The organism is Pseudomonas sp. FG1 (assembly GCF_034313875.1).
GTDB lineage: Bacteria > Pseudomonadota > Gammaproteobacteria > Pseudomonadales > Pseudomonadaceae > Aquipseudomonas > Aquipseudomonas veronii.
This window is the reverse complement of sequence record NZ_JAVIWP010000001.1, coordinates 787,062-813,765: the sequence shown is the minus strand read 5'-3', so window position 1 is coordinate 813,765 and position 26,704 is coordinate 787,062. Positions and strand designations below refer to the sequence as shown.

Below are 26,704 nucleotides of genomic sequence, written 5' to 3'. Positions count from 1 at the left end.
GCGGGGTCAGGCTTCATCGAGCCGGGCGGCCAGGGCTTCGACCTGCTCCTGGCGCTCGGCCTGGCTCAATTTGGCGTGGGGGTTGAGGGACGACCACTGCGGGTGGGCGCGGGCCTTGTGCAGGGCATCGGGCAGCTTGCCTTCGCGCCAGGTCTTGTCCTGCGGCGTGTCGACCTTGATGCTGTGCATCGCCGCATGACCGCGCAGGTTCAGGGCCTTGAGCAATTGGCGTTGGCGCAGGGCCAGCAGGCGCAGCACGCTGTCGTCGACGGTCAGCTCGCGCTGGCCCTTGATCTTGCCCAGCAGGCGCCCGCCATAGCTGCGCGCGGTTTGCAGCGCGCCACCGGCAATGGCGCCCGCCAGCGCGGCGGCGCCAAGGGTCAACCCACCCACCAGCAGGTCGACCCCGGCACCGGCGGCCGCGCCGGCGGCAATCCCGCCGCCGACGCGCACGCCGAGTTGCTTGAGGGTTTCCGGGTTGAACAGGTCATCGCCCCAGCGCCCGTCGAGCAGCGGCAAGTCGCTGGCGGCGGCGTCCTGCGGGCGGAAGCCGAACAGCTTGAGCAAGGCTTCCACGCAACGCTGCTCGCGCTGGCGCACGGCCTTGCGCAAATCGCCGATGGCTTGCGGTTCCTCTTCAGTGACCACGCTGCGCCGGCACGCGGCGCAGTCGATCAGCAGTTCGGCGATCAGCCGCGCGGCACTTTGCTGGCGGGCCTGGCGTTGGGCGTGCTGGTCGAGGATCAGCCGTTCCAGTTGGGGCCGGGCGTTTTCCAGCAGCAGGGCGAGGCTTTCATACAGGCGGCGTTCGCCGTCTTCCGGCGGCGCGACGCTGTCGAACCGCACCAGTGCGTGCAGGCCGAGGCGGGCCAGGGCTTCGCGCCAGTCCGGTTCGCGATGATCGTTGCTGCTGACGAAGTTGAGCACGGGCAATAACGGTTTGCCGCAACTGGCCAGCACTTGCAGTTCGTCGCGGTACTTGGCCAGCACCGGCTCGCGGGCGTCGATCACATACAGGCCGGCGTCGGAGGCCAGCAGTTGGCGCAGCACCTTGGCTTCCTGTTCGAAACGCTGGCGGGCTTCGCTGCCTTCCAGGAAGCGCGCCAGGCGTGCCGGGCCGTCGAGGCGTTCGCCGGGGCGATCGAGGCGCTCCAGATAGTCGAGCAGGGCGATGGCATCTTCCAGGCCGGGGGTGTCGTAGAGTTCCAGCAGGGCTTCGCCCTCGACCGACAAGCGCGCGCCTTCGACATGCCGCGTGGTGCTGGGGCGGTGGGAGACTTCGCCGAAACCGACATCGCGGGTCAGGGTGCGCAGCAGCGAGGTCTTGCCGACATTGGTGTGGCCGACCACGGCGAGTTTCAGGGGTTTAGTCATGGCCGCTCTCCAGCCAGTTCAACGGCGCGCAATCGGCGAAGGGCAGCTCCAGTTGTTGCAGCGCCGCGTGCCAATCGCCCAGGCGTTCGGCGTCCAGCGCCTGGCCGGGTGGCGCTTGCAGCAGCCACACGCGGGTGGCGCTGGCGCTGCGCGCCAGTTCGGCGATCAGCGCCAGGCTGCCCCGGTCGGGCGAGCGGCGCGGGTCGCAGGCGATGGCCAGGCGCGCTGGCGGGAAGCGGGTCAGTTGTTCCAGCAGTTTGTGGCGTGATTCGCGGCTGTCGAGGATGCCGGCGTTCTGCACGTTGCCCGGCAGCTTCGGCGGCCACGGGTGCTGGTCGTCGAGTTCGATGGCGACCACCAGCGCGCCGTCACTGTGCAGTTCGCTGACGCCGCCGCTGACGGCGTGCAACTGCTCCGGTGCCGCATCGTTGACCCCAAGCCGTTCGCTGCTTGGCATCAGGCGTTCGCGCAGTTGGCTGTAGCCGGGCAGGTTGAGGTCCAGGCGCAGGGCGGCGCGCCCGCGTTTCCAGCGCCACAGGCACAGCAGGGCAAGGATCAACCGCGGCAACAGGCCGTAGATCAGCAGCACGCCCACCAGCCAGGCAGCCCAGGCCTGGCGGGCGCTGTCGATGTTCAGGGCGGAATCGCCGCTGGCGCGGATCATCTCCACCGTGGGGACGTTGAAACCAAGCAGGGCGGGCAGGGCGCCGAGGGCTTGGGTCACGGCGACGAAGGTGTCGGCGCCGAGGATGGTGGTTTCCCACACAAAACCGTAGCGCCGGGTGGCGAGCAGTGTCAGCAGGATCGCCAGCGCGCTGAGCAATGCGAGTAACCACAGGCTGTTGACCAGCACCCCGACGGCCCAGCGATTGAGCTTCTGGCGCTGCAATAGCAGCAGCAACGCCGGCGCCAGTTGCGCGGCTTTGGCGTCACGCGCGAATTTTTCGCTGAGCCACAACCACAGCCGGCCGAGGCTGGCGCTGTGTTCTCCGGCAAACAACAGGCCCAATGCCCAACTGATCAGCAGGATCAGGTTCAAGCCGAGCAGGCTGCCCAGCGCCCAGAACACATTCACCGGGGTCAAGCCGTTACCCAGCGCAGCAAAGGCCAGGCCCGCACCGCTGATCACCGCGACTATCGCCAGCAGTATCAGGGCCAAACGCGCACCTTGCAGCCAGCGGATGAGGGCGGTTGTCAGCCCATCGCGCTCTGCCAGGTGCAGGGCGCGCTGTTGAATGCGCGTCGACAGGTCGCCGCCGGCCGTGCGGGCCAGGCGATTGGCTTGCTGATCTTCCAGCGGGCCGGCGTGTTCTTCGCGCAGGCGCACGGTTTCCGTCAGCCAGAGTGTTTGCAGGGGGGTCAGTGCAGTCACGCGCCGTCCTGTTGTGTCAGTGAGCCTGGAGCATAACCGCTGTGCAGCCGGTTGGGGTACGCTTCGCGTGGCTCTGGTATTCTCGTCGCCATGAAAAAAACTCTCCCTCTAAGCCTGATCGCAGCCCTCGGTGAAAACCGTGTGATCGGCATCGACAACAGCATGCCCTGGCATTTGCCGGGGGATTTCAAATATTTCAAGGCCACCACCCTGGGCAAGCCGATCATCATGGGGCGCAAGACCTGGGATTCCCTGGGCCGACCGCTGCCGGGGCGCTTGAACATTGTGGTCAGTCGTCAGACCGACCTGGCGCTGGAAGGTGCGGAAGTTTTTCCGTCGCTTGAAGCGGCGGTGGAACGCGCGCAAGCGTGGGCCCTGGAGCAGGGCGTGGATGAGCTGATGCTGATCGGCGGCGCGCAGCTTTATGCACAGGGGCTGGAACAGGCGGATCGCCTGTACCTGACGCGGGTGGCGCTGAGCCCGGAAGGGGATGCGTGGTTTCCGGCGTTTGATGAGAACCAGTGGAAGTTGGTTTCCAATCTGCAGAACCCAGCCGAAGGTGACAAGCCGGCTTACAACTTCGAAGTTTGGGAAAAAGCCTAAAAGCATCGGGGGCAAGCCCCTCCCACATTTGACCGGGTGAATGCGATCAAGTGTGGGAGGGGGCTTGCCCCCGATAGCGGTCTATCAGGCCTGCGCCAACTCCGCATGCTCATCCGCATTCAGCCGTTCTTTATCGGTCTGCTGCATGATCTGGCTGGTAATCGCCCCGGCTGTCATCGAACCGTTCACGTTCAACGCGGTACGGCCCATGTCGATCAGCGGCTCCACGGAAATCAGCAGCGCCACCAGTGACACCGGCAAGCCCATCGCCGGCAGTACGATCAGCGCGGCAAACGTCGCCCCGCCGCCCACGCCGGCAACGCCCGCCGAACTCAAGGTCACAATCGCCACCAGGGTCGCGATCCACAGCGGGTCCAACGGGTTGATGCCGACCGTCGGCGCGACCATCACCGCCAGCATTGCCGGGTAGAGACCGGCGCAACCGTTCTGGCCGATGGTCGCGCCGAACGAGGCGGCGAAACCGGCGATGGCGTGCGGGATGCCCAGGCGGCGGGTCTGCGCTTCGATACTCAGCGGGATCGCCGCCGCGCTGGAGCGGCTGGTGAAGGCGAACGTCAGCACCGGCCAGACCTTGCGCAAGAAGCGCAGCGGGTTGATCCCGGCCAGCGACAGCAGCAGGCCATGCACCACGAACATCAGCCCCAGCGCCAGGTACGAGACCACGACAAAACTGCCGAGCTTGATGATGTCTTGCAGGTTGGAACCGGCGACCACCTTGGTCATCAGCGCCAATACGCCGTAGGGCGTGAGTTTCATCACCAGGCGCACCAGGCGCATCACCCAGGCTTGCAGGGTGTCGATGGCGTTGAGCACTTTCTGGCCCTTTTCCACGTCATCCTTGAGCAGTTGCAGCGCGGCCACGCCGAGGAAGGCGGCGAAGATCACCACGCTGATGATCGAGGTCGGCTTGGCGCGGGCCAGGTCGGCAAACGGATTCGCTGGCACGAACGACAACAGCAACTGCGGGATATTCAGGTCGGCGACCTTGCCCGCGTAGTCGCTCTGGATCACTTGCAGGCGCGCCATTTCCTGGGTGCCGGCCACCAGGCCTTCGGCGGTGAGGCCGAACAGGTTGGTCAGGCCGATGCCGATCAGCGCCGCAATCGCGGTGGTGAACAGTAAGGTGCCGATGGTCAGGAAGCTGATCTTGCCCAGGGACGCGGCGTTGTGCAGACGTGCCACGGCGCTGAGGATCGAAGCGAACACCAGCGGGATCACGATCATTTGCAGCAACTGCACATAACCGTTGCCGACCAGATCGAACCAGCCGATAGAGGCTTTGAGGACCGGGTTGCCATCGCCGTAAATGGCGTGCAAGGCCGTACCGAACGCCACGCCGAGTATCAGGGCGAACAGGACTTTCTTGGCGAGGCTCCAGTTCGTTCGACGGGTTTGTGCCAGGCCCAGCAACAGGGCCACGAACACCAGTAAGTTGAGAATCAGGGGCAGATTCATTGAAGCTCCGTTGAGAGTGTTGCCAATCGCGTGAGCCTGCGATTGCGAACCGGGAAGCCTAACAGCTTGATATATATTGATTTAATACCAATATGGAATGGTATCTGTCGTTTTTGGAATAAGTAGTTGGCGCTCAGGCGCATGGCAATGGCGGAATCAGAACGCAAGCGGTCGCGACCGGGCGAAAACTGTCACAGGGATTTGTTAGCGTCGATGTCTTTCACTCAGGGAGACAACGCCTATGAAGTTCGCGCCGAAACTACTGGTATCCGCCGCATTCTGCCTCGCACTTGCCGGCCAGGCGTTCGCCGCCACCGAGTTGAAACACTGGCCGGCCCCGGCCGCCAAGCAACTGAACGAAATGATCGCCGCCAACGCCAACAAGGGTAACTTCGCGGTGTTCGACATGGACAACACCAGCTACCGCTACGACCTCGAAGAGTCCCTGCTGCCCTACATGGAAAACAAGGGCCTGATCACCCGCGACAGCCTCGACCCGTCGCTCAAGCTTATGCCCTTCAAAGACACCGCCGACCATAAGGAAAGTCTGTTCAGTTACTACTATCGCCTCTGCGAAGTGGATGACATGGTCTGCTACCCGTGGGTGGCCCAGGTGTTTGCAGGTTTTACCCTCAAGGAACTCAAGGTCCAGGTCGATGAGTTGATGGCCTCCGGCAAGCCAGTGCCGGTCAGCTATTTCGAAGGCGACGCGGTGAAGAACTCCGAAGTCCAGCCGCCGAAAGTCTTCACCGGCCAGGCTGAGCTGTACAACAAGCTGATGGAAAACGGCATCGAGGTGTATGTGATGACCGCCGCGTCGGAAGAGCTGGTACGCATGGTCGCTGCCGATCCGAAGTACGGCTACAACGTCAAACCGCAGAACGTCATCGGCGTGAGCACCCTGCTCAAGGACCGCAAGACCGGCGAACTGACCACCGCACGCAAGCAGATCACGGCCGGCAAATACGACGAAAAAGCCAACCTCGGTCTGGAATTGACCCCCTACCTGTGGACCCCGGCGACCTGGATGGCCGGCAAGCACGCCGCGATCCTGACCTACATCGACGAATGGAAAAAGCCGGTAATCGTCGGCGGCGATACCCCGACCAGCGACGGCTACATGCTGTTCCACGATGTGGACGTGGCCAAGGGCGGCATTCACCTGTGGGTCAACCGCAAAGACAAGTACATGACCCAGCTCAACGGCATGATGGCCAAACACGCGGCCGCCCAGGCCAAGGAAGGCTTGCCGGTGACGGCGGACAAGAACTGGGTGATCGTCAAGCCGGATGAGATCCAGTAAGACCGAGTCGCTTGCTTATCGGGGGCAAGCCCCCTCCCACACTTGATTGGGTTCACACGGTCAAGCTGTGGGAGGGGGCTTGCCCCCGATAGCGGTGGGTCAGCTGTGGATGTATCGACTGACACTCTGCCATCGGGGGCAAGCCCCCTCCCACATTTGATCCTCATGGTTATTGAGGTTTTCTCCCAGCAAAAAAAATGCCCCGCACCTGGCGGGGCATTTTCATGGGCGGGCCTTACAGACCGTCGAGCATCGCCTTGTTACGCACCGCACCCTTGTCGGCACTGGTCGCCAGCAACGCATAAGCCTTCAACGCAGTAGTCACCTTGCGCGGACGCTTCTCCACCGGCTTCCAGCCCTTCTTGTCCTGCTCGACCCGGCGCGCGGCCAGTTCTTCGTCGCTGATCAACAGGTTGATCGAGCGGTTCGGAATGTCGATCAGTACCTTGTCGCCGTCCTGTACCAGGCCAATCGCGCCGCCGGCAGCGGCTTCAGGTGAAGCGTGGCCGATGGACAGGCCCGAGGTGCCGCCGGAGAAACGGCCGTCGGTCAACAGCGCGCAGGCTTTGCCCAGGCCTTTGGATTTCAGGTACGACGTTGGGTAGAGCATCTCCTGCATACCCGGGCCGCCTTTCGGGCCTTCGTAGCGGATGATCACGATGTCGCCTTCTTTGACTTCGTCGGCGAGGATGCCGCGTACCGAGCTGTCCTGGCTTTCGTAGATCTTGGCGCGACCTTCGAAGACATGGATCGACTCGTCCACACCGGCGGTTTTCACCACGCAGCCGTCGAGGGCGATGTTGCCGTACAGCACGGCCAGGCCGCCTTCTTTCGAATAGGCGTGCTCGACACTGCGGATGCAGCCGTTTTCACGGTCGACGTCGAGGGTGTCCCAACGGGTCGACTGGCTGAACGCGGTCTGGGTCGGGATGCCCGCCGGGCCGGCCTTGAAGAAGGTGTGTACGGCTTCGTCGTCAGTCTGGGTGATGTCCCACTTGGCGATGCCTTCGGCGAGGGACTTGCTGTGTACGGTCGGCAGGTCGGTGTGCAGCAGGCCGCCGCGCGCCAGGGAACCTAAGATCGAGAAGATCCCGCCGGCGCGGTGGACGTCTTCCATGTGGTACTTCTGGATGTTCGGCGCGACTTTGCACAGTTGCGGCACATGGCGGGACAGACGGTCGATGTCGCGCAGGTCGAAATCGATCTCGGCTTCCTGGGCCGCGGCCAGCAAGTGCAGGATGGTGTTGGTGGAACCGCCCATGGCGATGTCCAGGGTCATGGCGTTTTCGAACGCCTTGAAGTTGGCGATGTTGCGCGGCAACACCGACTCATCGTTCTCGCCGTAGTAGCGCTTGCACAGCTCGACGATGGTGCGGCCGGCCTGCAGGAACAGTTGCTCGCGGTCGCTGTGGGTGGCCAGCGTGGAACCGTTGCCCGGCAAGGCCAGGCCCAGGGCTTCGACCAGGCAGTTCATCGAGTTGGCGGTGAACATGCCGGAGCACGAACCGCAGGTCGGGCAGGCGCTGCGCTCGTATTCCGCGACCTTCTCGTCAGAAGCGCTGGAATCGGCGGCGATGACCATGGCATCGACCAGGTCGAGACCGTGGGAGGCGAGTTTGGTCTTGCCGGCTTCCATCGGACCGCCGGAGACGAAGATCACCGGGACGTTCAGGCGCAGGGCGGCCATCAGCATGCCAGGGGTGATCTTGTCGCAGTTCGAGATGCACACGATGGCGTCGGCGCAGTGGGCGTTGACCATGTACTCCACGGAGTCGGCGATGATCTCGCGGCTCGGCAGGGAATACAGCATGCCGTCATGGCCCATGGCGATGCCGTCGTCCACGGCAATGGTGTTGAATTCTTTGGCGACACCGCCGGCGCGTTCGATCTCGCGGGCGACCAGTTGGCCCAGGTCCTTGAGGTGGACGTGGCCGGGGACGAACTGGGTGAACGAGTTGGCAATCGCGATGATCGGCTTCTTGAAGTCGTCATCTTTCATCCCCGTGGCACGCCACAGTGCGCGGGCGCCGGCCATGTTGCGGCCATGGGTGGATGTTTTCGAGCGGTAATCTGGCATTTGAGCCCTCCGGGCGGCTAATCAAAACTAATCAGGTGCTAAGGGGAGTGAGCTTCTATGGACGTCTGGAACACCCGAAAAATGGCCGTGGTGTCCGGACGTTGCCGCAAACGTTACGGGATCGCCGTGCGTTTTGGCCTCGAGCTCATAAACCCGCCGGGGGATGACTGGCGATGAATAGGCCGATTCTACACCGCTGGCGGCTGGAGGGAATGGCGAAAAGCGCCGTGGCGACGCACGCCCGGATCAACCAATCTGATGTAGGAGCGGGCTTGCTCGCGAAAAACGAACAGGCGACACGGGCCTCCTGATAGTACGGCGTTATTGTTGACGCTTTTCGCGAGCAAGCTCGCTCCTACAGGGAGGGGACATATTCAGAACCACTGTTTAGAGGCCGGTTGACGTCGCTGCGCCTACCGTTTCTCTTCCACTCACAGAAGAGGACGAAGGAATGTCCACCCAGCAACGTGCACATCGGCTGCGCATCGGGCGCTGTTCGGAGTCGGGCCGGATTTACCTGATCACTGCGGTTACCCATCAACGGCAATCGGTCTTTCAGGACTGGCGCATCGGCCGCCTGCTTGTCAGTGAGTTCAGGCAGGCTCAGGACGAGGGTGAGGCGACTTCGCTGGCCTGGGTGGTCATGCCTGACCATTTCCATTGGCTGGTCGAGTTGCATAACGGCGACTTGCCAAGGCTGATGCGAATCACCAAGTCGCGAAGTGCCCGTGCCATCAACCAGGCCAGGTGTTCGTTCGGGACCCTATGGCAAAAAGGTTACTTCGACCGCGCACTGCGTCGGGAGGAAGATTTGAAAGCAATGGCCCGCTATATCGTGGCCAATCCCTTGCGTGCAGGGCTGGTCGAGCATATCGGCCAGTACCCGCTATGGGACGCCATCTGGTTGTGACCTCTTCCCCCTTGTAGGAGCGAGCTTGCTCGCGAAGAACGTCAACGATAACGCAGCGCTATCAGGTAGCTCGCGTCGTCTATGCGTTCTTCGCGAGCAAGCTCGCTCCTACAGGGGGACGGTTTTGGTCTTTAGCTATTTGGCAGCAACCGGCAGGTGATGCTCTTGATGTAGCGCGTCTCAACAATCGCCGGGTGTACCGGGTGATCCGGGCCCTGGCCGCCGCGTTCGAGCATCTGGATGTTACGGTCCAGGTGGCGGGCGCTGGTCAGCAGGATGTTCTGCAGGTCGTCTTCCGGCAGGTGCATCGAACACGAGGCGCTGACCAGGATGCCGTCCTTGCTGAGCAGGCGCATGGCTTGCTCGTTGAGGCGGCGGTAGGCGCCTTCGCCGTTTTTCATGTCTTTTTTGCGTTTGATGAAGGCCGGTGGGTCGGCGACGATCACGTCGAAGCGTTCTTCGCTGGCTTTCAGCTCTTTGAGGGCTTCGAAGACGTCGCCTTCGATGCAGGTCATTTTCTCGGCGACGCCGTTCAGCGCGGCGTTGCGCTCGACGCCGTCGAGGGCGAAGGCCGAGGCGTCGACGCAGAACACTTCAGTGGCGCCGAAGGCCGCGGCTTGCACGCCCCAGCCGCCGATGTAGCTGTACAGATCGAGGACGCGCTTGCCTTTGGCATACGGGGCCAGGCGTGCGCGGTTCATGCGGTGGTCATAGAACCAGCCGGTTTTCTGGCCCTGGATCACCGGGGCTTCGAATTTCACGCCGTTTTCTTCCAGCGCGACCCACTCCGGCACCAGGCCGAACACGGTTTCGACGTAGCGGTTGAGGCCTTCGGCGTCGCGCGCGGCGGAGTCATTCTTGAACAGAATGCCGCTCGGCTTGAGCACTTGGGTCAGGGCGGCGATCACGTCTTCTTTATGCGCTTCCATGGTCGCCGAGGCGATCTGCACCACCAGGATGTCGCCGAAACGGTCGACCACCAGGCCCGGCAGCAGGTCGGAATCGCCGTAGACCAGGCGGTAGAACGGCTTGTCGAACAGACGGTCGCGCAGGGACAGGGCGACGTTCAGGCGGTGTACCAGCAGCGACTTGTCCAAAGGCAACTTGATGTCACGCGACAGCAGGCGCGCGCAGATCAGGTTGTTCGGGCTCATGGCCACGATGCCCAGGGTCTTGCCGCCGGCCGCTTCGAGGATGGCCTGGTCGCCCGCCTGGAAGCCGTGGAGTGGGGTGGCGGCCACGTCGATTTCGTTGCTGTAGACCCACAGGTGGCCGTTGCGCAAACGACGATCGGCGTTGGCTTTGAGACGCAGGCTTGGCAGGGACATGACGTCGCTCCGGAAAAAAGAGCGGGAGTATACCGTGTTGCATTACATTTCGTGGCTTGGCCTGATGGGTTGCAGGGGGGGCGCGTGCTGTGGCGTCCATTTGATAGGAGTGCCATTTGGTTTTTTGAGGTGTCGGTCAGCTTCCCATCGGGGTTAGAATCCCCCTCTCGCCCAGAGTGTGTACTTATGTCCCAAGAGCTTTCCGCCGAACAGATCCAGCTGGCCCTGCAAGGCATCAGTGTGCCGCCTCAGCCGCAAATCATGGTGGATTTGCAGATGGAACAGTACATGCCCGACCCGGACCTGGAAGTGATCGCGCGGTTGATTTCCCAGGACCCGGGCCTGTCCGGCGCGCTGCTGAAGATCGTCAACTCGTCGTATTACGGCCTGAGCAACAAGATCGCCTCGATCCAGCGCGCCGTTAACCTGCTGGGCAGCCGTTCGATCATCAACCTGATCAACGCCCTGTCGATCAAGGGCGAGATGAGCGACGACACCATCGTCACCCTCAACCGTTTCTGGGACACCGCCCAGGACGTGGCCATGACCTGCCTCACCCTGGCCAAGCGCACCGGCGCCCAGGCGGTGGACGAAGCCTATGCCCTGGGGCTGTTCCACGATTGCGGCGTACCGCTGATGCTCAAGCGCTTCCCCAATTACATGGCGGTGCTCGAAGAGTCCTACGCCAATGCCGGTGCCGACTGCCGAGTGGTCGACACCGAAAACAATGCGTTCAACACCAACCATGCGGTGGTCGGCTATTACACCGCCAAGTCCTGGCGCCTGCCGGAGCATGTGACCGACGCCATTGCCAACCATCACAACGCCCTGGCGATCTTCAGCGATGAGTCGCCGCGCAATCCGCAGCTCAAGAACCTGCTGGCGATCCTGAAAATGGCCGAGCACATCTGCGCGTCGTACCGGGTGTTGGGCAACCAGCCGGTCGACTATGAGTGGGACGCGATTGGCCATCTGGTGCTGGACTACGTGGGCCTGTCGGACTACGACTTCGAAAGCATGAAGTTGTCGATCCGCGAACTGGGCGCGCACTGACCCTTACCTCACGAGGCACACATGCCCGAGTTACCAGAAGTCGAAACCACTCGGCGCGGGATTGCGCCGCACCTGGAAGGCCAGCGGGTCAGCCGCGTCGTGGTGCGCGAGCGACGCCTGCGCTGGCCGATCCCGGAAGACCTCGATGTACGCCTGTCCGGGCAGCGCATCGTGCTGGTGGAGCGGCGGGCCAAGTACCTGTTGATCAACGCCGAAGTGGGCACCCTGATCAGCCACCTGGGCATGTCGGGCAACCTGCGCCTGGTGGAAGTCGGCCTGCCGGCGGCCAAGCATGAGCATGTGGACATCGAGCTGGAGTCGGGCCTGGCCCTGCGCTACACCGACCCTCGGCGTTTTGGTGCGATGCTCTGGAGCCAGGACCCGCATAACCACGAACTGCTGATCCGCCTGGGGCCGGAGCCGTTGACCGACCTGTTCGATGGCGAGCGCCTGTTCAAACTGTCCCGTGGGCGTTCGATGGCGGTCAAACCGTTCATCATGGACAACGCGGTGGTGGTGGGCGTGGGCAATATCTACGCGACCGAAGCGCTGTTCGCGGCGGGGATCGATCCGCGCCGCGAGGCCGGTGGCATTTCACGCGGGCGCTATCTGAAGCTGGCGATCGAGATCAAGCGCATTCTGGCGGCCGCCATCGAGCGCGGCGGCACCACCTTGCGCGACTTTATCGGTGGCGACGGGCAGCCGGGGTATTTCCAGCAGGAACTGTTCGTCTACGGCCGGGGCGGCGAGGCGTGCAAGGTCTGCGGAAGCGAGTTGCGCAATGTGGTGCTGGGGCAGCGGGCGAGTGTGTTTTGCCCTAAGTGCCAGAGCTGACTGTTGTGTGAAGGCTGATATCGCCATCGGGGGCAAGCCCCCTCCCACATTTTGATGTGTGAATACATTCAAATGTGGGAGGGGCTTGCCCCCGATGAGGCCTTCACAGACGCCACCAGGCTCAAGCCTTACCGGTAATCTTCCGGTATTTCTCCATCAACTGCGCTTCAGTCTCCGGATGGGCTTCATCCAGTGGAATGCAATCCACCGGGCACACCTGCTGGCACTGCGGTTCGTCGTAGTGGCCGACGCACTGGGTGCAGAGGTTGGGGTCGATCACGTAGATCTCTTCGCCTTGGGAAATCGCGGCGTTCGGGCACTCGGGTTCGCAGACGTCGCAGTTGATGCAATCGTCGGTGATGATCAAGGACATGGAAACTCCTGCCAGGGCAGTCAGCCAAGGCATCTGGAAAACTAATGCGCGCAATTGTGCCGCATTGGCGCCCGCAGTGCGAGCGGGCGCCGAGTGAGCGGTCTTACTTCTTGAAGCGCAGGGTCAGCGCATCAGCCACGGCCGGATGCACGAACTTGGTGATATCCCCGCCCAGGGCCGCGATTTCACGGACCAACGTCGAGGAAATGAACGAATAACGCTCCGACGGCGTGAGGAACAGGCTTTCCACGTCCGGCGCCAGTTGGCGGTTCATGTTGGCCAACTGGAATTCGTATTCGAAGTCCGATACCGCGCGCAGGCCGCGCAGGAACACATTGGCGTTCTGCTCTTTGGCGAAATGTGCCAGCAGCGTCGAGAAACCCACCACTTCGACGTTGGGCAGGTGCTTGGTGACCTCGCGCGCCAGCTCCACGCGCTGTTCCAGGGGAAACAGCGGGTTTTTCTTGGGGCTGGCAGCGACCGCGATGATCACATGGTCGAACAAGCGCGAGGCGCGTTCGACCAGATCGCCATGGCCTTTGGTAATCGGGTCGAAGGTACCTGGGTACAACACTCGGTTCATCGCGTCGTCCTGGCGGAGTCCGTTGGGGAACCGGATGGTATCGCAGCCGTCCCGGTCGGCCAAGTCGACTTATGCAGATAGACCCGCGAAATAGCCTGTTTTTTCATGCCGTTTTCAGACGTTCGGCCAATGCGCTCGCCAGTTGCGCGGTCAATCCGTACACCGACAACTGCGGGTTGGCGCCAATGCTGGTGGGGAACAGCGAACCGTCGTGGATCGACAGGTTGCGCAACTGGTGATGGCGACCGAGGCTGTCGGCCACCGCATTTTTCGGCTCTTCGCCCATGGCGCAGCCGCCCATCACGTGGGCGCTGCCCAGGCAGGTGCGGTGCAATTCCAGGTTGAGGCCGTCAATCAGGCTGCGTGCTTCGGCCAAGGTCTTCACGTAGCGCGCATCATGATGCAGCGGCTTGACCGACTTGGCGCCCGCCGCGAACTGGATCTCGGCCATGCTGTGGAACGCACGGCGCAGGCCGTCCCAGGCGTAAGGCGAAACTTGGTAATCGAGCACCGGTGTGCCGTCGCCGCGCAGTTCCACGCTGCCGCCGGGGCTGTCGGGGTGGAAGCCGTCGCGCAGCAGGGCGAGCATTGCGTGGGTATGTGGCAATTGGCTCATGTCCAGAGCGTTCTGGGTGCCGTAGCCACCGAGCAGCGTACTGGCCAGCGCCGGGTGCAGCGGCGGCGCTTCGAGCTTGTACGACATTCTGCCGGTGGTGCCGTCCAGCCATTGGAAGTGATCGGAATAGATCGACTGCGGCGCGCCATAGAACGGGTTGATCACCTCGTCGAACAGCGCCGCGGAGAAGTTCACCAAATGCAAAAAGGTGCGCTTGCCCAGCCGCGAATGCGGGTCGGGGGCGGCCGAGCGCATCAGCAGCGCCGGGCTGTTGATGCCGCCGCCGGCCAGCACGTAATGCCTGGCCTTGACCGTGATCTTGCGTCCAGTCGGCGCCACGCAGCGTTCGTCCATGGCCACGCATTCCAGGCTATTGATGCGGTCGCCGCTGTAGACCAGGCGTTCGGCGCGGGCCAGGTACAGCAGCTCGCCGCCTTTCTCCAGGGTGGAGGGGATGGTGGTTACCAGCATCGACTGCTTGGCGTTGACCGGGCAACCCATGCCGCAATAACCCAGGTTGAAGCAGCCGCGCACGTTGCGCGGGATCACATGCCAGCTGTAGCCCAACTGTTCGCAGCCTTTGCGGATCACGTCGTTGTTGGCGTTGGGCGGCATGGCCCAGGGAGCGATGCCCAGGCGCTGTTCCATTTTTTCGAACCATGGCGCCATGTCCGCGCTGCTGTGGCCCTTGACCGCATATTCGCTGGCCCAGTGGCTGAGGGTGGCGTCCGGGGTGCGGAAGCTGGAGGTCCAGTTGATCAGCGTGGTGCCGCCCACGGCCCGGCCTTGCAGGATGGTGATGGCGCCGTCCTTGCTCATGCGGCCGATGCCTTCTTGATACAGGCTGGCGTAGGCCTCGTCTTCGAGCAGCTTGAAATCGCTGCTGGTCTTGAGCGGGCCTTCTTCGATCAGCAGCACTTTGTAGCCGGCGGCGCTGAGGATTTCGGCAGAGGTGCCGCCGCCGGCACCGCTGCCGATGATCGCTACGTCGGCTTCCAGCGTCAGGTCGCGGTCGAGGGCGGCGCCATTGTGGGTTTTCCAGCCGCGGGCCAGGCCGTCGCGGAACAGATCGGGTACAGGCATCGGGGTCGTCTCTTGTTTTTATTGGGGGGATGCGAATCAGATCTTCGGCGGCCCGGGGTAGCCGCAATGGGCCCACGACGCCGGCCGGAAGTACCAGGCCATGATCACCAGCTTGAGCAACGAACCCTGGCCCATGCGCAGCAGGTTCAGGTAGCTGTTTTCCCAGCGGTGCAGGAAGTTGCGGATTTGTTCGCCACTGGCGTTTTCCCAACTGCCCCAGATCCCGGTCAGTGGGCCGCGGGTGATGCCCATGCCCAGCACGTCGAACAATTGCTGGGTCAGCTTGAACATCTCCGGCGACAGGTGCTGCAGGCTGTAGTCGAGTTTTTTCAGGGTGTCTTCAATCCCGCTGGCGACTTCCTGGGCGCTGGCCACGCCTTCCAGCAGCACCGGGATCACCGCGCGCAGAAACGGCAAGTCGCTGCTGCGCAACAGGGCAAAGCCGCTGGCCGGAGTGCTGCTGGAGCAACCGCTGAGGCTCGCGCCCAGCCCGGCGGTGGCCAGGAAGGCGCTGGCGCACAGGCCGATTTTCAGGACGCCGCGCCGCGACAGCGCGGGTGAATCAGTCAGGCTAGGGTTCATTGTTATGGTTATCCCGAGGGTGGCGGTATCAGCGGATAAACAGCTTCTGGATCAGCTTCTGGATCGATTTGCCGTAGGGCGGGTAGATCAACTTCGCGGCGTTCAGGCGCTGCTTGACCAGCACGCCCTTGGCCTTGCTGAACGTGAGGAACCCTTCATGGCCGTGGTAGTGGCCCATGCCCGACGGGCCGATGCCGCCGAAAGGCATGTCGTCCTGAGCCACATGCAGCAGCGTGTCGTTCAGGCATACGCCGCCGGAGTGGGTTTCGTGGAGTACGCGGTTCTGTTCGCGCTTGTTGTAGCCGAAGTAGTACAGGGCCAGTGGGCGAGGCCGCTGATTGATGTAGGCAAAGGCTTGGTCGATGCCGCGATAAGGCACGATCGGCAGCACCGGGCCGAAGATTTCGTCCTGCATCACCGTCATTTCATCGCTGACATTCAACAGCAGGCTGTGGGCCATGCGGCGTGCCTGGCCCTGGTCGTACAGAGGGATCAGGGTGGCGCCCTTGTCGGTGGCGTCCTTCACATAGGCGTTGAGCCGGGCCAGTTGCCGTTCGTTGATGATGGCGGTGTAGTCCGGGTTGTTGGCCAGAGTCGGGTAAAAACCGCGAAGCGCCTTGCTGTAGGCCTCGACGAAACCCTCGACGCGATCTTCCGGCACCAGCACGTAGTCCGGCGCCACGCAGGTTTGCCCGGCGTTCAGGGCCTTGCCGAAGGCGATGCGTTCGGCGGCGTCCTTGAGGGGCACATCGGCGGAAACGATCGCCGGCGATTTGCCGCCCAGTTCCAGCGTCACCGGGGTCAGATGCTCGGCCGCCGCACGCATCACATGTTTACCGATGCTGGTGGCGCCGGTGAACAGCAGATGATCGAAGCGCAGCCTGGAAAACGCCATGCCGACGTCGGCCTCGCCCAGCACCACGCACACCAGGTCTTCGGGGAAGACCTTCGCCAGCAGGGTCTTGAGCAGTTCGCCGGTGGCCGGGGTCGATTCGCTGAGTTTGAGCATCACCCGATTGCCCGCGGCCAACGCACCCACCAATGGCCCGATGGCCAGGTACAGCGGGTAGTTCCAGGGCACGATCACCCCGACCACGCCCAGCGGTTGGTAGATGACTTTGGCCGAGGCGGGCTGGAAGGCAATGCCTACAGCACGGCGGGAAGGTTTCATCCAGCCACTGAGGTGTTTGCTCGCATAGTGAATGCCATGCAGGCTGGGCATCAGTTCGGCGAACAGGGTTTCGTCGGCGCTGCGATGGCTGAAGTCCTGGCTGATCGCGTCGATCAGCGCCTGGCGTTCGTCGCTGAGCACTTCGCGCAAGGCTTTGAGCCATTGCTGGCGTTGCGCGGCAGGCGGCATCGGGTTGGCGGCATAGGCGCGGCGTTGGGCGTCGAACAGGCCCTGGAGTTGATCCAGTGTCTGGGAATCTTGCGGGTAGGCAACGTTGGCAGACATGGTGCAGTCCCGGATTGTTATTGGTCTGCCTGGATTTTTAGAGTTATTGCTCTAAATTGTCAAATGGCATTGCAGCCACAACTGGATTTATCCCGGCAAGGTTAGGCCGTAAGATGGTCGATCACGTGTACAGAAGCTGATCCCCTATGGCACCACGAGTAAAGACCAGCGAGCGCATTGTGCAAACCAGCCTGGAGCTTTTTAACCAGCAGGGCGAGCGCAGTGTCAGCACCAACCATATCGCCGCCCATATGGAAATTTCGCCGGGCAACCTGTACTACCACTTCCCCAACAAGCAGGCGATCATCGCCGTGCTGTTTCGCGAATACGAAGCCTTGGTCGACAGTTTCCTGCGCCCGCCCCAGGGTCGCACCATGGTGGTGGAGGACAAGCGCTTCTACCTGCAGGCGGTCCTGGCCGGCATGTGGCGCTACCGTTTCCTGCACCGTGACCTCGAACACCTGCTGGAGAGCGACCCGGAACTGGCCACCGGCTACCGGCGCTTTTCCCAGCGTTGCCTGATTCAGGGTGGCGCCATTTACCGGGGGTTTGTCGATGCCGGCATTCTCAATATGGACCCGGTGCAAACCGAGGCGCTGACCCTCAACGCCTGGATCATCCTTACCTCCTGGGTGCGGTTTTTGTGTACCACCAATGAAAAATCCACGCATCTGAGCGCCGAAGCGATCAAGCGCGGGGTGTATCAGGTGCTGGTGCTGGAAGCGGGGTTTGTCACGCCGCAGGCCAAAGCGGCGGTGGATGCACTGTTCAAAGAGTTTTACGTGCCGTTGAACCAGGCACTGGAAGAAGTGAAGTAGGATCTTTCCCGAATTTGTTCACAGGAGTCTGTCATGCCACTTGCCCAACTGATCAGCCCCCAGCAACTGGCCGAGCGCCAACAGCGCGGCGCTCTGGTGATACTTGACTGCCGCTTTGCCCTGGAAGACCCGGACTACGGAATGTGCAGCTACGCCGAAGGGCATATCGAAGGCGCGCAATATGCCGACCTGGAGCGCCATCTCAGTGGGCCGGTGACCAAGGGCGTGACCGGGCGTCACCCGTTGCCGCAGGCGCAGACGCTCGCCGAGCAACTGCGTGCCTGGGGCATCAATGCCGATACCGATGTGGTGCTCTACGACGACGGCCCGGGTGTTTATGCCGCCCGCACCTGGTGGTCGCTGGCGTGGCTGGGCAAGCGTGATGGCGTGTTTATCCTGGACGGTGGCTTGAAGGCCTGGCACGCGGCCGGCTTCCCGTTAAGCCTGGATGCGCCGGTGATCGAGCGCGGCACCTTTGTCGGCACGCCGGACAATCGCCTGCTGCTGGATGCCAAGCAGCTGCAAAAACGCCTGGGCCAACCGGGCCTGACCCTGATCGACGCCCGCGCCCAGCCGCGCTTTCGCGGCGATGTCGAGCCTATCGACCCGATTGCCGGGCACATTCCCGGCGCGCAATGTGCGGCGTTCACCGAAAACCTGGGCAGCGATGGGCGTTTCCTGTCGGCCGAGCAGCTCAAGCAGCGCTTCGCCGCCCAGTTGCAAGGCCGTTCGCCGGATGAACTGGTGGCGTATTGCGGTTCGGGCGTGACGGCGTGCCATAACCTGTTCGCCCTGAGCCTGGCGGGTTACCCGTTGGGCAAGTTGTATGCGGGATCGTGGAGCGAGTGGATTACCGATCCGACGCGGGAAATCGCGACGGGCGACTGAGTTGTCCTGCGTGTAAACCCACCTTGTTTAACGGGGTTGTGTCAGCAGCCATTGCGGAATCCGCCGCTCCAGGTAGTAACCGGGGCGCTTCAGCGAACCGTCGACAAACCCCACATGCCCACCCTTGGCCAGCAATTCGAACTCGGTGCAATCCGACAACTCGCTGGCTTCGGGCAGGCTATGGGCGAAGACAAACGGGTCATCGGCCGCCTGGATGATCAGGGTCGGCGTGCGGATATCGCCCAGGTAGTAACGGCTCGACGCGCGGCGGTAATAGTCTTCGGCACTGAGGAAACCATGCAGCGGCGCGGTGACCCGGCCGTCGAAGTCCCAGAACGTGTGCATCTTCTCCAGAGACCCGAGTGCCTCCAGGGCCTTAAGCCCTTCAGCACGACCATCCTGTAAAAAGCGGCTTTGCTTGACGCGGATGTACGCCACCATCTCGCGCATGAAGTGCTTCTGGTACACCCGCGAAAAGCCCAGGCCGATGCGATCGGCGCACTGATCCAGACGAAACGGCACCGACACCGCCGCCGCGCCTTGCAGCCCCGAATTCGCGCCGGTTTCGCCCAAATGCTTGAGCAGCACGTTGCCCCCCAGGGAATAACCCACCGCATACAACGGCGCCAACGGCCGCTTGGCGCGCAGATGGGCAATCGCCGCCGCCAGGTCTTCGCTGGCGCCCGAGTGGTAGCTGCGCGCCAACAGGTTCGGCTCGCCCGAGCATCCGCGCCAGTTCAAGGCCGCACTGGCCCAGCCCTGGGCGGCGAGGGCTTTTTGCAGGCCGGCCACGTAAGGCGAGTTGGACGAACCGGTCAGCCCATGCAGTACCAGCACCAACGGCGCGTGCGCGTCATGGGGGCCATGCCAGTCGAGGTCGAGAAAGTCGCCGTCGTCCAGCCACAGGCGTTCGCGTGGGCGTTCGAGATGCGTGGTCGGGCGCCACAGCGGCCCCCACAACGTTTGCAGATGAGGGTTGCCGAGGCCGAAGGCGGGTTTGAACAGGTCTGAAGAGGGGGTCATGACACTCTCTGTGGCACGCGGACTCACTGTGGCGAGCGAGCTTGCTCGCCACAAAAGCCCGTTCAGGCCGAGGGCTGTACCGAACGTTGCCACAATGCGTAATACACCCGCCCGGATTTCTGTTCCCGGTGCAGGCGCCAGCTGCCGGGCAGGCCCAGGCTGGATGGCGCGCTTTCGCTTTCAGTGTAGATCCACGAGTCCGGCGCCAGCCATTGGCGCTCTTCCAGCAACGCGCACACGGTCGGCAGCAGGTTCTGGTTGAACGGCGGGTCGAGGAACACCACGTCGTATTCGCTGGCGGCCTGGGTTTCCAGGTAGCGCAGCGCGTCGGCGGTCTGCACCTGGCCGTTGGTGCAACGCAGGGTGCCCAGGTGTTCCTTGAGGCTGGACACCGCCACATTGCTGGCATCCAGCGCCTGTGCCTGGGCCGCGCCACGGGACAGCGCCTCGAGGAACAGCGCGCCGCTGCCGGCAAACGGGTCGAGTACCTTGGCCCCGGCGATGTAGGGTGCCAGCCAGTTGAACAGGGTTTCACGCACGCGATCCGGCGTTGGGCGCAGGCCCACGACGTCGGGGAAGCTGAGCTTGCGGCTGCCCCATTCACCGCCAATGATGCGCAGTTGGCCCACACCGTTATGCACGTTGTGGACAGGTTTTTTCGGGCGAGATGAACTGGCCATTAATGCTCCGGAACCCCGAGCGGCTGCTCGGCAGGTTTATCAGTGGGGGGCGGTAGTGGCTTTTGCGCAGTCGTCGGGCCGGCGGTCACGATGACCATCTTGTCGGCGCTCAGGTGTTTGTTCAAAGCCGCTTTGACCTGTTCTACGGTCAGGGCCTGGGATTGTTTCATGAAATCTTCCAGATAGCTCAGCGGCAGGTTGTAGAAACCCATGGCGCCCAGCTGCCCGACGATATCGGCGTTGCTCGCGGTGGACAGCGGGAAGCTGCCGCTCAGCTCGCGCTTGGCGTCATCCAGCTCCTTTTGCGTCGGGCCGGTCTTGAGGTAGTCGGCCAGCACGTCTTCCACCAGGCGCAGGGTGCCGCCGCTCATTTCCGCGCGGGTCTGCAGGTTGATCATGAACGGACCGCGCACTTGCATCGGCGAGAAACCGGAGTAGACGCCGTAGGTCAGGCCGCGCTTCTCGCGTACTTCACTCATCAAGCGGGTGCCGAAGCCCCCGCCGCCGAGGATCTGGTTGCCCAGGGACAGGGCGGCGTAGTCCGGGTCGGCGCGATCGATGCCCAGTTGCGCGAACAGCAGGTGCGTCTGCTTGGACGGGAACTCGATATGGCTCAAACCGGCCTTGGGCTCAGTCGGCTGGGCGATCTTCGCCAGGGCCGGGCCTTTGGGCAGCGAGGCCGAGACCTTGGCGGTCATGGCTTCGGCCTCGGCGCGGGTCAGGTCGCCCACCACGGCAATCACAGCGTTACCCGCGGCATACGCCTTGGCGTGGAATGCCTGCAACTGTGCCTGGGTGATTTTCGGAACGCTCTCGGCCGTGCCTTCGCTCGGGTGAGCATACGGGTGATCGCCGTACAGGCGCTTGAACAGCTCCAGGCTCGCCAGTTTGCCGGGGTTCTGCTTCTGATACTCAAAGCCGGCGAGGATCTGGTTCTTGATGCGCGCCAGGGAGTCGGCGGGGAAGGTCGGTTTGCCGATCACCTGGTCAAACAGTGCCAGGGCGGCGTCGCGCTTGTCGCTGTCGCTCAGGCCGCGCAGGGACACCAGCGCCATGTCGCGGTAAGCGCCATTGCCGAAGTCCGCGCCGAGGCCTTCAAAGCCGCTGGCGATCTGGCTCACATTCTTGCCCGGCACGCCTTCGTTGAGCATGGCGTTGGTCATCAGCGCCACGCCGGGGACGTTGCCGTCCTGGCTGCTGCCGGCGGCGAACAGGATACGCATGTCGAACATCGGCAGTTCGTGGGCTTCGACGAACAGCACCTTGGCGCCTTCGGAGGTGTTCCAGGTCTGCACGTCGAGCTTGCGGTTGGTCGGCGCCTTGCCGTCCAGTTCCGCCAGGGATTGCAGTGTGTGGGTCGACTGGGCTTTTTCCAGCGCCGGGCTGGCGACGGATTCGCTTGGGCGCAGGAAATACACCGCGCTCGCCGCGATCAGGGTGACGGCGATCAGGCCGGGCAGGATCAGGCGGCTGCTTTTGCGATCACTCATGAGCGGTCTCCTCAGGCAGGACATGGGCGACGCTGAGACGTTCGCGGGTGAAATAGGTACGTGCGGCCTTCTGGATATCGTCCGGGGTCACGCTTTGCAGGTCGGCCAGTTCGGTGTCCATCAGTTTCCAGGACAGGCCGACGGTTTCCAGGGAACCGATGGCGGTCGCCTGGCTGGTGATCGAGTCGCGCTGGTAGACCAGGCCGGCAATGACCTGGGCGCGGATACGCTCCAGCTCCTCGGCGGTCGGCGGCTTGGCTTTGAGTTCTTCCAGCAGGCGCCACAGGCCGGCTTCGGCTTGTGCGATGGTCTTTTTCTTCTGCTGGTTCGGTGTGGCGCTCAGGGTGAACAGGCTGTCACCGCGGGTGTAGGCGTCGTAGTTGGTGGAGGCGGAGGAGACCAGCTCTTCACCGCGTTCGAGCCGTTCCGAAATGCGCGCGCTGTAGCCGCCGTCGAGCAGGGCCGAGATCAGGCGCAGGGCTTGTACCGAACGTTTGTCTGGCGCGGTGGCCAGGCCGGGCACGTTGAAGCCCAGGATCACGCTCGGCAGTTGGGTCTGCACATGCATCGTCAGCAGGCGCTCGCCGGGCTCGGCCAGTTCCAGCGGGATCTTCGCCGGTGGCACGTCACGTTTGGGGATCGGGCCGAAGTAGCGCTGGGCCAGGTTCTTCACCTCGTCCGGGGTCACGTCGCCGACCACCACCAGGGTGGCGTTGTTCGGCACGTACCAGGACTGGTACCAGTGGCGCAGTTCTTCGACCTTCATGCGGTCGAGGTCGGCCATCCAGCCGATGGTCGGCGTGTGGTAGCCGCTGGCCGGGAAGGCCATGGCCTTGAAGCGCTCGAAGGCCTTGGACATCGGGTTGTCGTCGGTGCGCAGGCGGCGTTCTTCCTTGATGACTTCGATTTCGCGGCTGAACTCGTCGGCCGGCAGGCGCAGACTGGCCATGCGGTCGGCTTCGAGTTCGAAGGCGACACCCAGGCGGTCACGCGCCAGCACTTGGTAGTAGGCGGTGTAGTCGTCGCTGGTGAAGGCGTTCTCTTCGGCGCCAAGGTCGCGCAGGATCAGCGAGGCTTCGCCGGGGCCGACCTTGGAGCTGCCCTTGAACATCATGTGTTCCAGGGCGTGGGACAAACCGGTCTGGCCCGGGGTTTCGTAGCTCGAACCGACTTTGTACCAGACCTGGGAAACCACCACCGGCGCGCGATGGTCTTCGCGCACGACCACTTTGAGGCCGTTATCCAGGGTGAATTCATGGGTGGGTTGTGGGTCGGCAGCCAAGGCTGAGAGGGGCAGACAAACTGTGCTGAGCAGCAGGCCTGCGGCGCGGCGGGCTAGAGCATTCATTCGTTTTTAAACCTGTTGGGCTGCCCGCTTGGTCTTAGCGTCGGCGGGCGAGGAGGTGCTAGGATACTGATCCGATTTGGGGACGGCCACTGCGGCAGTCATCTTGTTCCGGACCCAGTCGTAGGAATATTGAAGTAGAGGGTGATTTTCCCCGACAATCTTCAGCTTTTCGCCGATGTTGTCGCTTCAATTCCATATTGAATCGATTTGTTGAGGCCTTTATTTACGCCTTACAAAATGTTGCGCATGAACGAGCGAGCGTTAAAGCAGTCTGTTCTGCATCGAATTTTTATTTACCGAGGCGCCCTTGGCGCGTCGCTACCTTGAGATAGCCGTCCTCCATGTTTGGTTCCAACGACGACAAGAAGAGTCCAGCTGCGGCTGGCGAGAAAAAAGGCCTGTTCGGATGGCTGCGCAAAAAGCCGCAGGAAACCGTCGTCGAACAGCCGCAGGTTCAATCTGAGCCAATCCCTGAGCCCTTGGTAGGCGCCGAACCGACCGCGCCGGTGGCGCAAGCCGAGCCTGAGCACAAACCGTGGCTGGCACTGCCGGTGGCCGAAGAGCCCGTGGCACTGGTCGAAGATGTGCAGGCCGAGCATGTGACGCCGCCGATTCCGCAGGTTGAGCCGGTGGCGGTCGAGCCGACTCCCGCGCCTGTTGTGGCCGCGGCGCCCGCCGTGATCGCGCCGTCGCCCGTGGTTGCCGCCGAACCGAGCAAAACCGGGTTCTTCGCCCGTCTCAAGCAAGGCCTGAGCAAAACCAGCGCGACCATCGGCGAAGGTATGGCCAGCCTGTTCCTGGGCCGGAAGACCATCGATGACGAACTGCTGGAAGACATCGAAACCCGTCTGCTGACCGCCGACGTGGGCGTCGAAGCCACCGCCGTGATCATCCAGAGCCTGACCCAGAAGGTCGCGCGCAAGCAGTTGACCGACGCCGATGCGCTGTACAAATCCCTGCAGGCCGAGCTGGCCGCGATGCTCAAGCCGGTCGAAGCGCCGTTGGTGATTACTCCGAAGAAGCCGTTCGTGATCCTGGTAGTCGGCGTCAACGGCGCCGGCAAGACCACCACCATCGGCAAACTGGCCAAGAAGCTGCAGTTGGAAGGCAAGAAAGTCATGCTCGCCGCCGGCGACACCTTCCGCGCCGCCGCCGTCGAGCAGTTGCAGGTCTGGGGCGAGCGCAACAAGATCCCAGTCATCGCCCAGCACACCGGCGCCGATTCCGCTTCGGTGATCTTCGATGCCGTGCAAGCCGCCAAGGCCCGCAACATTGATGTGCTGATCGCCGATACCGCCGGTCGCCTGCACACCAAAGACAATCTGATGGAAGAGCTGAAGAAAGTGCGCCGCGTGATCGGCAAGCTCGACGGCGAGGCTCCGCACGAGGTGCTGCTGGTGCTTGACGCCGGTACTGGCCAGAACGCCATCAGCCAGGCCAAACAATTCCACCAGACGGTGCAACTGACCGGCCTGGCATTGACTAAGCTCGACGGCACGGCCAAGGGCGGCGTGATCTTCGCCCTGGCCAAGCAGTTCGGGTTGCCGATTCGGTATATCGGCGTCGGTGAAGGTATCGACGACCTGCGCACCTTTGAAGCCGAACCCTTTGTCCAGGCACTGTTTGCCGAGCGGGAGCGTTCATGATTCGATTCGAACAGGTCGGTAAACGCTATGCCAATGGGCATGTCGGCTTGCATGAGCTGAGTTTTCGAGTGCGTCGCGGCGAATTCTTGTTTGTCACCGGCCATTCGGGTGCCGGCAAAAGTACCCTGTTGCGCCTGCTGCTGGCCATGGAACGCCCGACCACCGGCAAGCTGCTGCTGGCCGGCCAGGATCTGGCCACCATCAGCAATGCGCAGATTCCGTTCCTGCGCCGCCAGATCGGCGTGGTGTTCCAGAACCACCAGTTGCTGTTCGATCGCACGGTGTTCAATAACATTGCGTTGCCGTTGCAGATCCTTGGGCTGTCCAAGGCCGAAATCATCAAGCGCGTGGACTCGGCGCTGGAGCGCGTGGCGTTGTCGGACAAGACCGACCTCTACCCCGGCGACCTGTCCACGGGCCAGCAACAGCGCGTCGGCATCGCCCGCGCCATCGTCCACCGCCCGGCCTTGCTGCTGGCGGACGAGCCCACCGGTAACCTCGACCCGCGCCTGGCGGCCGAGATCATGGGCGTGTTCGAAGATATCAACCGCCTGGGCACCAGCGTGCTGATTGCCAGTCACGACCTGGCACTGATCGCGCGCATGCGCCATCGCATGCTGACCCTGCAACGCGGTCGCCTGATCGGCGACGGGGAGGCTGGCGTATGAGTGCGACACGCAGCCCCAAGGTTTCCGAGCGCGTGGCGCCGAAACCGGCCGACCCGCAACCGAAAAAGAAAAAACACGACGAAGACGACGGCCCGGATTTCGCCACGCTGCTGCGTGCCTGGATCGAAAGCCATCGTGCCAGCCTGCTCGACAGCCTGCGTCGCCTGGGCAAGCAGCCGATCGGCAGCTTTTTCACCTGCCTGGTGATGGCCGTGGCCTTGAGCCTGCCCATGGGCTTGTCGCTGCTGCTTAATAATGTGGAGCGCCTGGGCGGTTCCTGGCAGCGCGCCGCGCAGATTTCGCTGTACCTGAACCTGGATGCCAGCGCCAAAGACGGCGAGGCCCTGCGCGAAGAGATCAAGAACCTGCCGGGCGTGGCGGATGCCGAGTACATCAGCCGCGATCAGGCCCTCGAGGAATTCCAGCAACAGTCCGGCCTGGGCGAAGCGCTCAAGGAGCTGCCGCAGAACCCGCTGCCGGGCGTGGTGCTGGTGACGCCGAATGAAGTCGACAAACCGGCCCTGGAAGCCCTGCGACAAAAACTCGCAGAGATGCCCAAGGTGCAACAGGCGCAACTTGATCTAGTCTGGGTAGAGCGCCTGGCGGCGATCCTCAAGCTGGGCGACCGCTTTGTGTTCGGCCTGACGGTGTTGTTGGTGTCTGCATTACTTTTGGTGATAGGTAATACCATTCGTCTTCATATTGAAAACCGTCGCACCGAGATAGAAGTGATTAAACTGGTCGGCGGCACGGACAGCTATGTGCGTCGTCCTTTTCTGTACATGGGCGCGCTTTATGGCTTCGGTGCGGGGATTTTGTCCTGGGGCTTGTTGGCGTTCGGCCTGGACTGGCTGAACGACGCGGTCATCGGGCTGGCCGGCTTGTACGGCAGTGATTTCGCATTGGCCGGGGTGCCGGTCGCCGATGGTCTGTCGCTCTTGCTTGGCGCGGTCTTGTTGGGGTATATCGGTGCGTGGATTGCGGTCGCACGGCATTTACGTGAGTTGGCACCGAAGTAGTTAATGTCAGATTAATGTGGTTTCGTTTGTATTGACCGTATCAGTGGTTTAGGGAACTTGTCCTACGGTTCCCGGTCAATTTTCGCAGTGCTGAACTGCAC

At 62.8% G+C, this 26,704-nt stretch carries 24 protein-coding genes; 10 read left to right on the top strand and 14 right to left on the bottom strand.

Annotation, left to right across the window (positions count from 1 at the left end):
- Positions 1-6 precede the first annotated feature (6 nt).
- Positions 7-1,374, bottom strand: coding sequence for a DUF3482 domain-containing protein (locus RGV59_RS03845; protein ID WP_017845042.1), 1,368 nt, complete (start codon positions 1,372-1,374; stop codon positions 7-9).
- A complete protein-coding gene (locus RGV59_RS03840) occupies positions 1,367-2,746 on the bottom strand; it encodes a DUF2868 domain-containing protein (protein WP_322246895.1) in 1,380 nt (459 codons plus the stop codon). The genes RGV59_RS03845 and RGV59_RS03840 overlap by 8 nt, the downstream gene beginning before the upstream one ends.
- A gap of 90 nt (positions 2,747-2,836) precedes the next feature.
- Here RGV59_RS03840 and RGV59_RS03835 point away from each other — a divergent pair, with 90 nt between their 5' ends.
- Positions 2,837-3,349, top strand: a complete 513-nt coding sequence (locus RGV59_RS03835) for a dihydrofolate reductase (protein WP_169884630.1) — start codon at positions 2,837-2,839, stop codon at positions 3,347-3,349.
- A gap of 84 nt (positions 3,350-3,433) precedes the next feature.
- Here RGV59_RS03835 and RGV59_RS03830 read toward each other — a convergent pair whose 3' ends face one another.
- Positions 3,434-4,825, bottom strand: coding sequence for an L-cystine transporter (locus RGV59_RS03830; protein ID WP_102618288.1), 1,392 nt, complete (start codon positions 4,823-4,825; stop codon positions 3,434-3,436).
- Between the two features lie 241 nt (positions 4,826-5,066).
- On the opposite strand from RGV59_RS03830, the gene RGV59_RS03825 reads away from it, so the two are divergent.
- Entirely contained in the window at positions 5,067-6,128 is a 1,062-nt protein-coding gene (locus RGV59_RS03825) for a haloacid dehalogenase-like hydrolase (protein WP_322246894.1), read from the top strand.
- 235 nt (positions 6,129-6,363) lie between these two features.
- On the opposite strand, the gene ilvD is transcribed toward RGV59_RS03825, so the two are convergent.
- Complete coding sequence (gene ilvD, locus RGV59_RS03820) at positions 6,364-8,205, bottom strand: dihydroxy-acid dehydratase (protein WP_046381743.1); 1,842 nt, start codon at positions 8,203-8,205, stop codon at positions 6,364-6,366.
- 451 nt (positions 8,206-8,656) lie between these two features.
- Between ilvD and RGV59_RS03815 the strand changes: the two genes are divergently transcribed.
- On the top strand, positions 8,657-9,115 hold the full coding sequence (locus RGV59_RS03815) for an REP-associated tyrosine transposase (protein ID WP_017845036.1): 459 nt from the start codon (positions 8,657-8,659) through the stop codon (positions 9,113-9,115).
- A gap of 131 nt (positions 9,116-9,246) precedes the next feature.
- Here RGV59_RS03815 and RGV59_RS03810 read toward each other — a convergent pair whose 3' ends face one another.
- Positions 9,247-10,443, bottom strand: coding sequence for a class I SAM-dependent rRNA methyltransferase (locus tag RGV59_RS03810; protein ID WP_046381745.1), 1,197 nt, complete (start codon positions 10,441-10,443; stop codon positions 9,247-9,249).
- 240 nt (positions 10,444-10,683) lie between these two features.
- On the opposite strand from RGV59_RS03810, the gene RGV59_RS03805 reads away from it, so the two are divergent.
- Positions 10,684-11,496, top strand: coding sequence for an HDOD domain-containing protein (locus RGV59_RS03805; protein ID WP_193039782.1), 813 nt, complete (start codon positions 10,684-10,686; stop codon positions 11,494-11,496).
- Positions 11,497-11,517: 21 nt separating this feature from the next.
- Positions 11,518-12,330: a bifunctional DNA-formamidopyrimidine glycosylase/DNA-(apurinic or apyrimidinic site) lyase gene (gene mutM / locus RGV59_RS03800; protein ID WP_017845033.1), complete on the top strand. Its 813-nt coding sequence runs from the start codon at positions 11,518-11,520 to the stop codon at positions 12,328-12,330.
- A gap of 121 nt (positions 12,331-12,451) precedes the next feature.
- On the opposite strand, the gene RGV59_RS03795 is transcribed toward mutM, so the two are convergent.
- The 5 genes from RGV59_RS03795 to RGV59_RS03775 form a co-directional block, all read right to left on the bottom strand.
- Complete coding sequence (locus RGV59_RS03795; RefSeq protein WP_010564414.1) at positions 12,452-12,703, bottom strand: YfhL family 4Fe-4S dicluster ferredoxin; 252 nt, start codon at positions 12,701-12,703, stop codon at positions 12,452-12,454.
- 103 nt (positions 12,704-12,806) lie between these two features.
- Positions 12,807-13,286 (bottom strand): pantetheine-phosphate adenylyltransferase, encoded by a 480-nt coding sequence (coaD, locus tag RGV59_RS03790; RefSeq protein WP_003176711.1) that lies wholly within the window; start codon positions 13,284-13,286, stop codon positions 12,807-12,809.
- A 103-nt stretch (positions 13,287-13,389) separates the two neighbouring features.
- Positions 13,390-14,985 (bottom strand): GMC family oxidoreductase, encoded by a 1,596-nt coding sequence (locus RGV59_RS03785; RefSeq protein ID WP_046487839.1) that lies wholly within the window; start codon positions 14,983-14,985, stop codon positions 13,390-13,392.
- A gap of 36 nt (positions 14,986-15,021) precedes the next feature.
- Positions 15,022-15,567 (bottom strand): hypothetical protein, encoded by a 546-nt coding sequence (locus tag RGV59_RS03780; protein WP_017845031.1) that lies wholly within the window; start codon positions 15,565-15,567, stop codon positions 15,022-15,024.
- Between the two features lie 28 nt (positions 15,568-15,595).
- Positions 15,596-17,023, bottom strand: coding sequence for a coniferyl aldehyde dehydrogenase (locus RGV59_RS03775; protein WP_057003959.1), 1,428 nt, complete (start codon positions 17,021-17,023; stop codon positions 15,596-15,598).
- A 146-nt stretch (positions 17,024-17,169) separates the two neighbouring features.
- On the opposite strand from RGV59_RS03775, the gene RGV59_RS03770 reads away from it, so the two are divergent.
- Positions 17,170-17,841 carry a TetR/AcrR family transcriptional regulator gene (locus RGV59_RS03770; RefSeq protein ID WP_017845029.1) on the top strand — a complete coding sequence of 224 codons (672 nt, stop codon included), beginning with the start codon at positions 17,170-17,172 and terminating at the stop codon, positions 17,839-17,841.
- 33 nt (positions 17,842-17,874) lie between these two features.
- The gene (locus RGV59_RS03765; protein WP_322246893.1) at positions 17,875-18,729 is read left to right on the top strand and encodes a sulfurtransferase; all 855 of its coding nucleotides are present in this window, start codon (positions 17,875-17,877) and stop codon (positions 18,727-18,729) included.
- 27 nt (positions 18,730-18,756) lie between these two features.
- On the opposite strand, the gene RGV59_RS03760 is transcribed toward RGV59_RS03765, so the two are convergent.
- The 4 genes from RGV59_RS03760 to RGV59_RS03745 form a co-directional block, all read right to left on the bottom strand.
- A complete protein-coding gene (locus RGV59_RS03760; protein WP_046487833.1) occupies positions 18,757-19,752 on the bottom strand; it encodes a hydrolase in 996 nt (331 codons plus the stop codon).
- 62 nt (positions 19,753-19,814) lie between these two features.
- Entirely contained in the window at positions 19,815-20,432 is a 618-nt protein-coding gene (gene rsmD, locus RGV59_RS03755) for a 16S rRNA (guanine(966)-N(2))-methyltransferase RsmD (RefSeq protein WP_017845026.1), read from the bottom strand.
- Positions 20,432-21,922 carry a pitrilysin family protein gene (locus tag RGV59_RS03750; protein ID WP_322246892.1) on the bottom strand — a complete coding sequence of 497 codons (1,491 nt, stop codon included), beginning with the start codon at positions 21,920-21,922 and terminating at the stop codon, positions 20,432-20,434. Before RGV59_RS03750 ends, rsmD begins: the two co-directional genes overlap by 1 nt.
- Entirely contained in the window at positions 21,915-23,270 is a 1,356-nt protein-coding gene (locus tag RGV59_RS03745; protein WP_017845024.1) for a M16 family metallopeptidase, read from the bottom strand. The genes RGV59_RS03750 and RGV59_RS03745 overlap by 8 nt, the downstream gene beginning before the upstream one ends.
- 341 nt (positions 23,271-23,611) lie before the next feature.
- Here RGV59_RS03745 and ftsY point away from each other — a divergent pair, with 341 nt between their 5' ends.
- From ftsY to ftsX, 3 genes are read left to right on the top strand one after another with little or no spacing between them, the layout of a single operon-like run.
- Entirely contained in the window at positions 23,612-24,916 is a 1,305-nt protein-coding gene (ftsY, locus tag RGV59_RS03740; protein WP_017845022.1) for a signal recognition particle-docking protein FtsY, read from the top strand.
- Entirely contained in the window at positions 24,913-25,584 is a 672-nt protein-coding gene (gene ftsE, locus RGV59_RS03735) for a cell division ATP-binding protein FtsE (protein WP_017476533.1), read from the top strand. The genes ftsY and ftsE overlap by 4 nt, the downstream gene beginning before the upstream one ends.
- The gene (gene ftsX, locus RGV59_RS03730) at positions 25,581-26,603 is read left to right on the top strand and encodes a permease-like cell division protein FtsX (protein WP_017845021.1); all 1,023 of its coding nucleotides are present in this window, start codon (positions 25,581-25,583) and stop codon (positions 26,601-26,603) included. The genes ftsE and ftsX overlap by 4 nt, the downstream gene beginning before the upstream one ends.
- The last annotated feature ends 101 nt before the right edge of the window (positions 26,604-26,704 follow it).

Coding starts and splice junctions, on each gene's coding strand:
- RGV59_RS03845 (WP_017845042.1), bottom strand. CDS start 1,374: ATGACTAAACCCCTGAAACTCGCCGTGGTCGGCCACACCAATGTCGGC.
- RGV59_RS03835 (WP_169884630.1), top strand. CDS start 2,837: ATGAAAAAAACTCTCCCTCTAAGCCTGATCGCAGCCCTCGGTGAAAAC.
- RGV59_RS03830 (WP_102618288.1), bottom strand. CDS start 4,825: ATGAATCTGCCCCTGATTCTCAACTTACTGGTGTTCGTGGCCCTGTTG.
- RGV59_RS03825 (WP_322246894.1), top strand. CDS start 5,067: ATGAAGTTCGCGCCGAAACTACTGGTATCCGCCGCATTCTGCCTCGCA.
- ilvD (WP_046381743.1), bottom strand. CDS start 8,205: ATGCCAGATTACCGCTCGAAAACATCCACCCATGGCCGCAACATGGCC.
- RGV59_RS03815 (WP_017845036.1), top strand. CDS start 8,657: ATGTCCACCCAGCAACGTGCACATCGGCTGCGCATCGGGCGCTGTTCG.
- RGV59_RS03810 (WP_046381745.1), bottom strand. CDS start 10,443: ATGTCCCTGCCAAGCCTGCGTCTCAAAGCCAACGCCGATCGTCGTTTG.
- mutM (WP_017845033.1), top strand. CDS start 11,518: ATGCCCGAGTTACCAGAAGTCGAAACCACTCGGCGCGGGATTGCGCCG.
- RGV59_RS03795 (WP_010564414.1), bottom strand. CDS start 12,703: ATGTCCTTGATCATCACCGACGATTGCATCAACTGCGACGTCTGCGAA.
- coaD (WP_003176711.1), bottom strand. CDS start 13,286: ATGAACCGAGTGTTGTACCCAGGTACCTTCGACCCGATTACCAAAGGC.
- RGV59_RS03785 (WP_046487839.1), bottom strand. CDS start 14,985: ATGCCTGTACCCGATCTGTTCCGCGACGGCCTGGCCCGCGGCTGGAAA.
- RGV59_RS03780 (WP_017845031.1), bottom strand. CDS start 15,567: ATGAACCCTAGCCTGACTGATTCACCCGCGCTGTCGCGGCGCGGCGTC.
- RGV59_RS03775 (WP_057003959.1), bottom strand. CDS start 17,023: ATGTCTGCCAACGTTGCCTACCCGCAAGATTCCCAGACACTGGATCAA.
- RGV59_RS03770 (WP_017845029.1), top strand. CDS start 17,170: ATGGCACCACGAGTAAAGACCAGCGAGCGCATTGTGCAAACCAGCCTG.
- RGV59_RS03765 (WP_322246893.1), top strand. CDS start 17,875: ATGCCACTTGCCCAACTGATCAGCCCCCAGCAACTGGCCGAGCGCCAA.
- RGV59_RS03760 (WP_046487833.1), bottom strand. CDS start 19,752: ATGACCCCCTCTTCAGACCTGTTCAAACCCGCCTTCGGCCTCGGCAAC.
- rsmD (WP_017845026.1), bottom strand. CDS start 20,432: ATGGCCAGTTCATCTCGCCCGAAAAAACCTGTCCACAACGTGCATAAC.
- RGV59_RS03750 (WP_322246892.1), bottom strand. CDS start 21,922: ATGAGTGATCGCAAAAGCAGCCGCCTGATCCTGCCCGGCCTGATCGCC.
- RGV59_RS03745 (WP_017845024.1), bottom strand. CDS start 23,270: ATGAATGCTCTAGCCCGCCGCGCCGCAGGCCTGCTGCTCAGCACAGTT.
- ftsY (WP_017845022.1), top strand. CDS start 23,612: ATGTTTGGTTCCAACGACGACAAGAAGAGTCCAGCTGCGGCTGGCGAG.
- ftsE (WP_017476533.1), top strand. CDS start 24,913: ATGATTCGATTCGAACAGGTCGGTAAACGCTATGCCAATGGGCATGTC.
- ftsX (WP_017845021.1), top strand. CDS start 25,581: ATGAGTGCGACACGCAGCCCCAAGGTTTCCGAGCGCGTGGCGCCGAAA.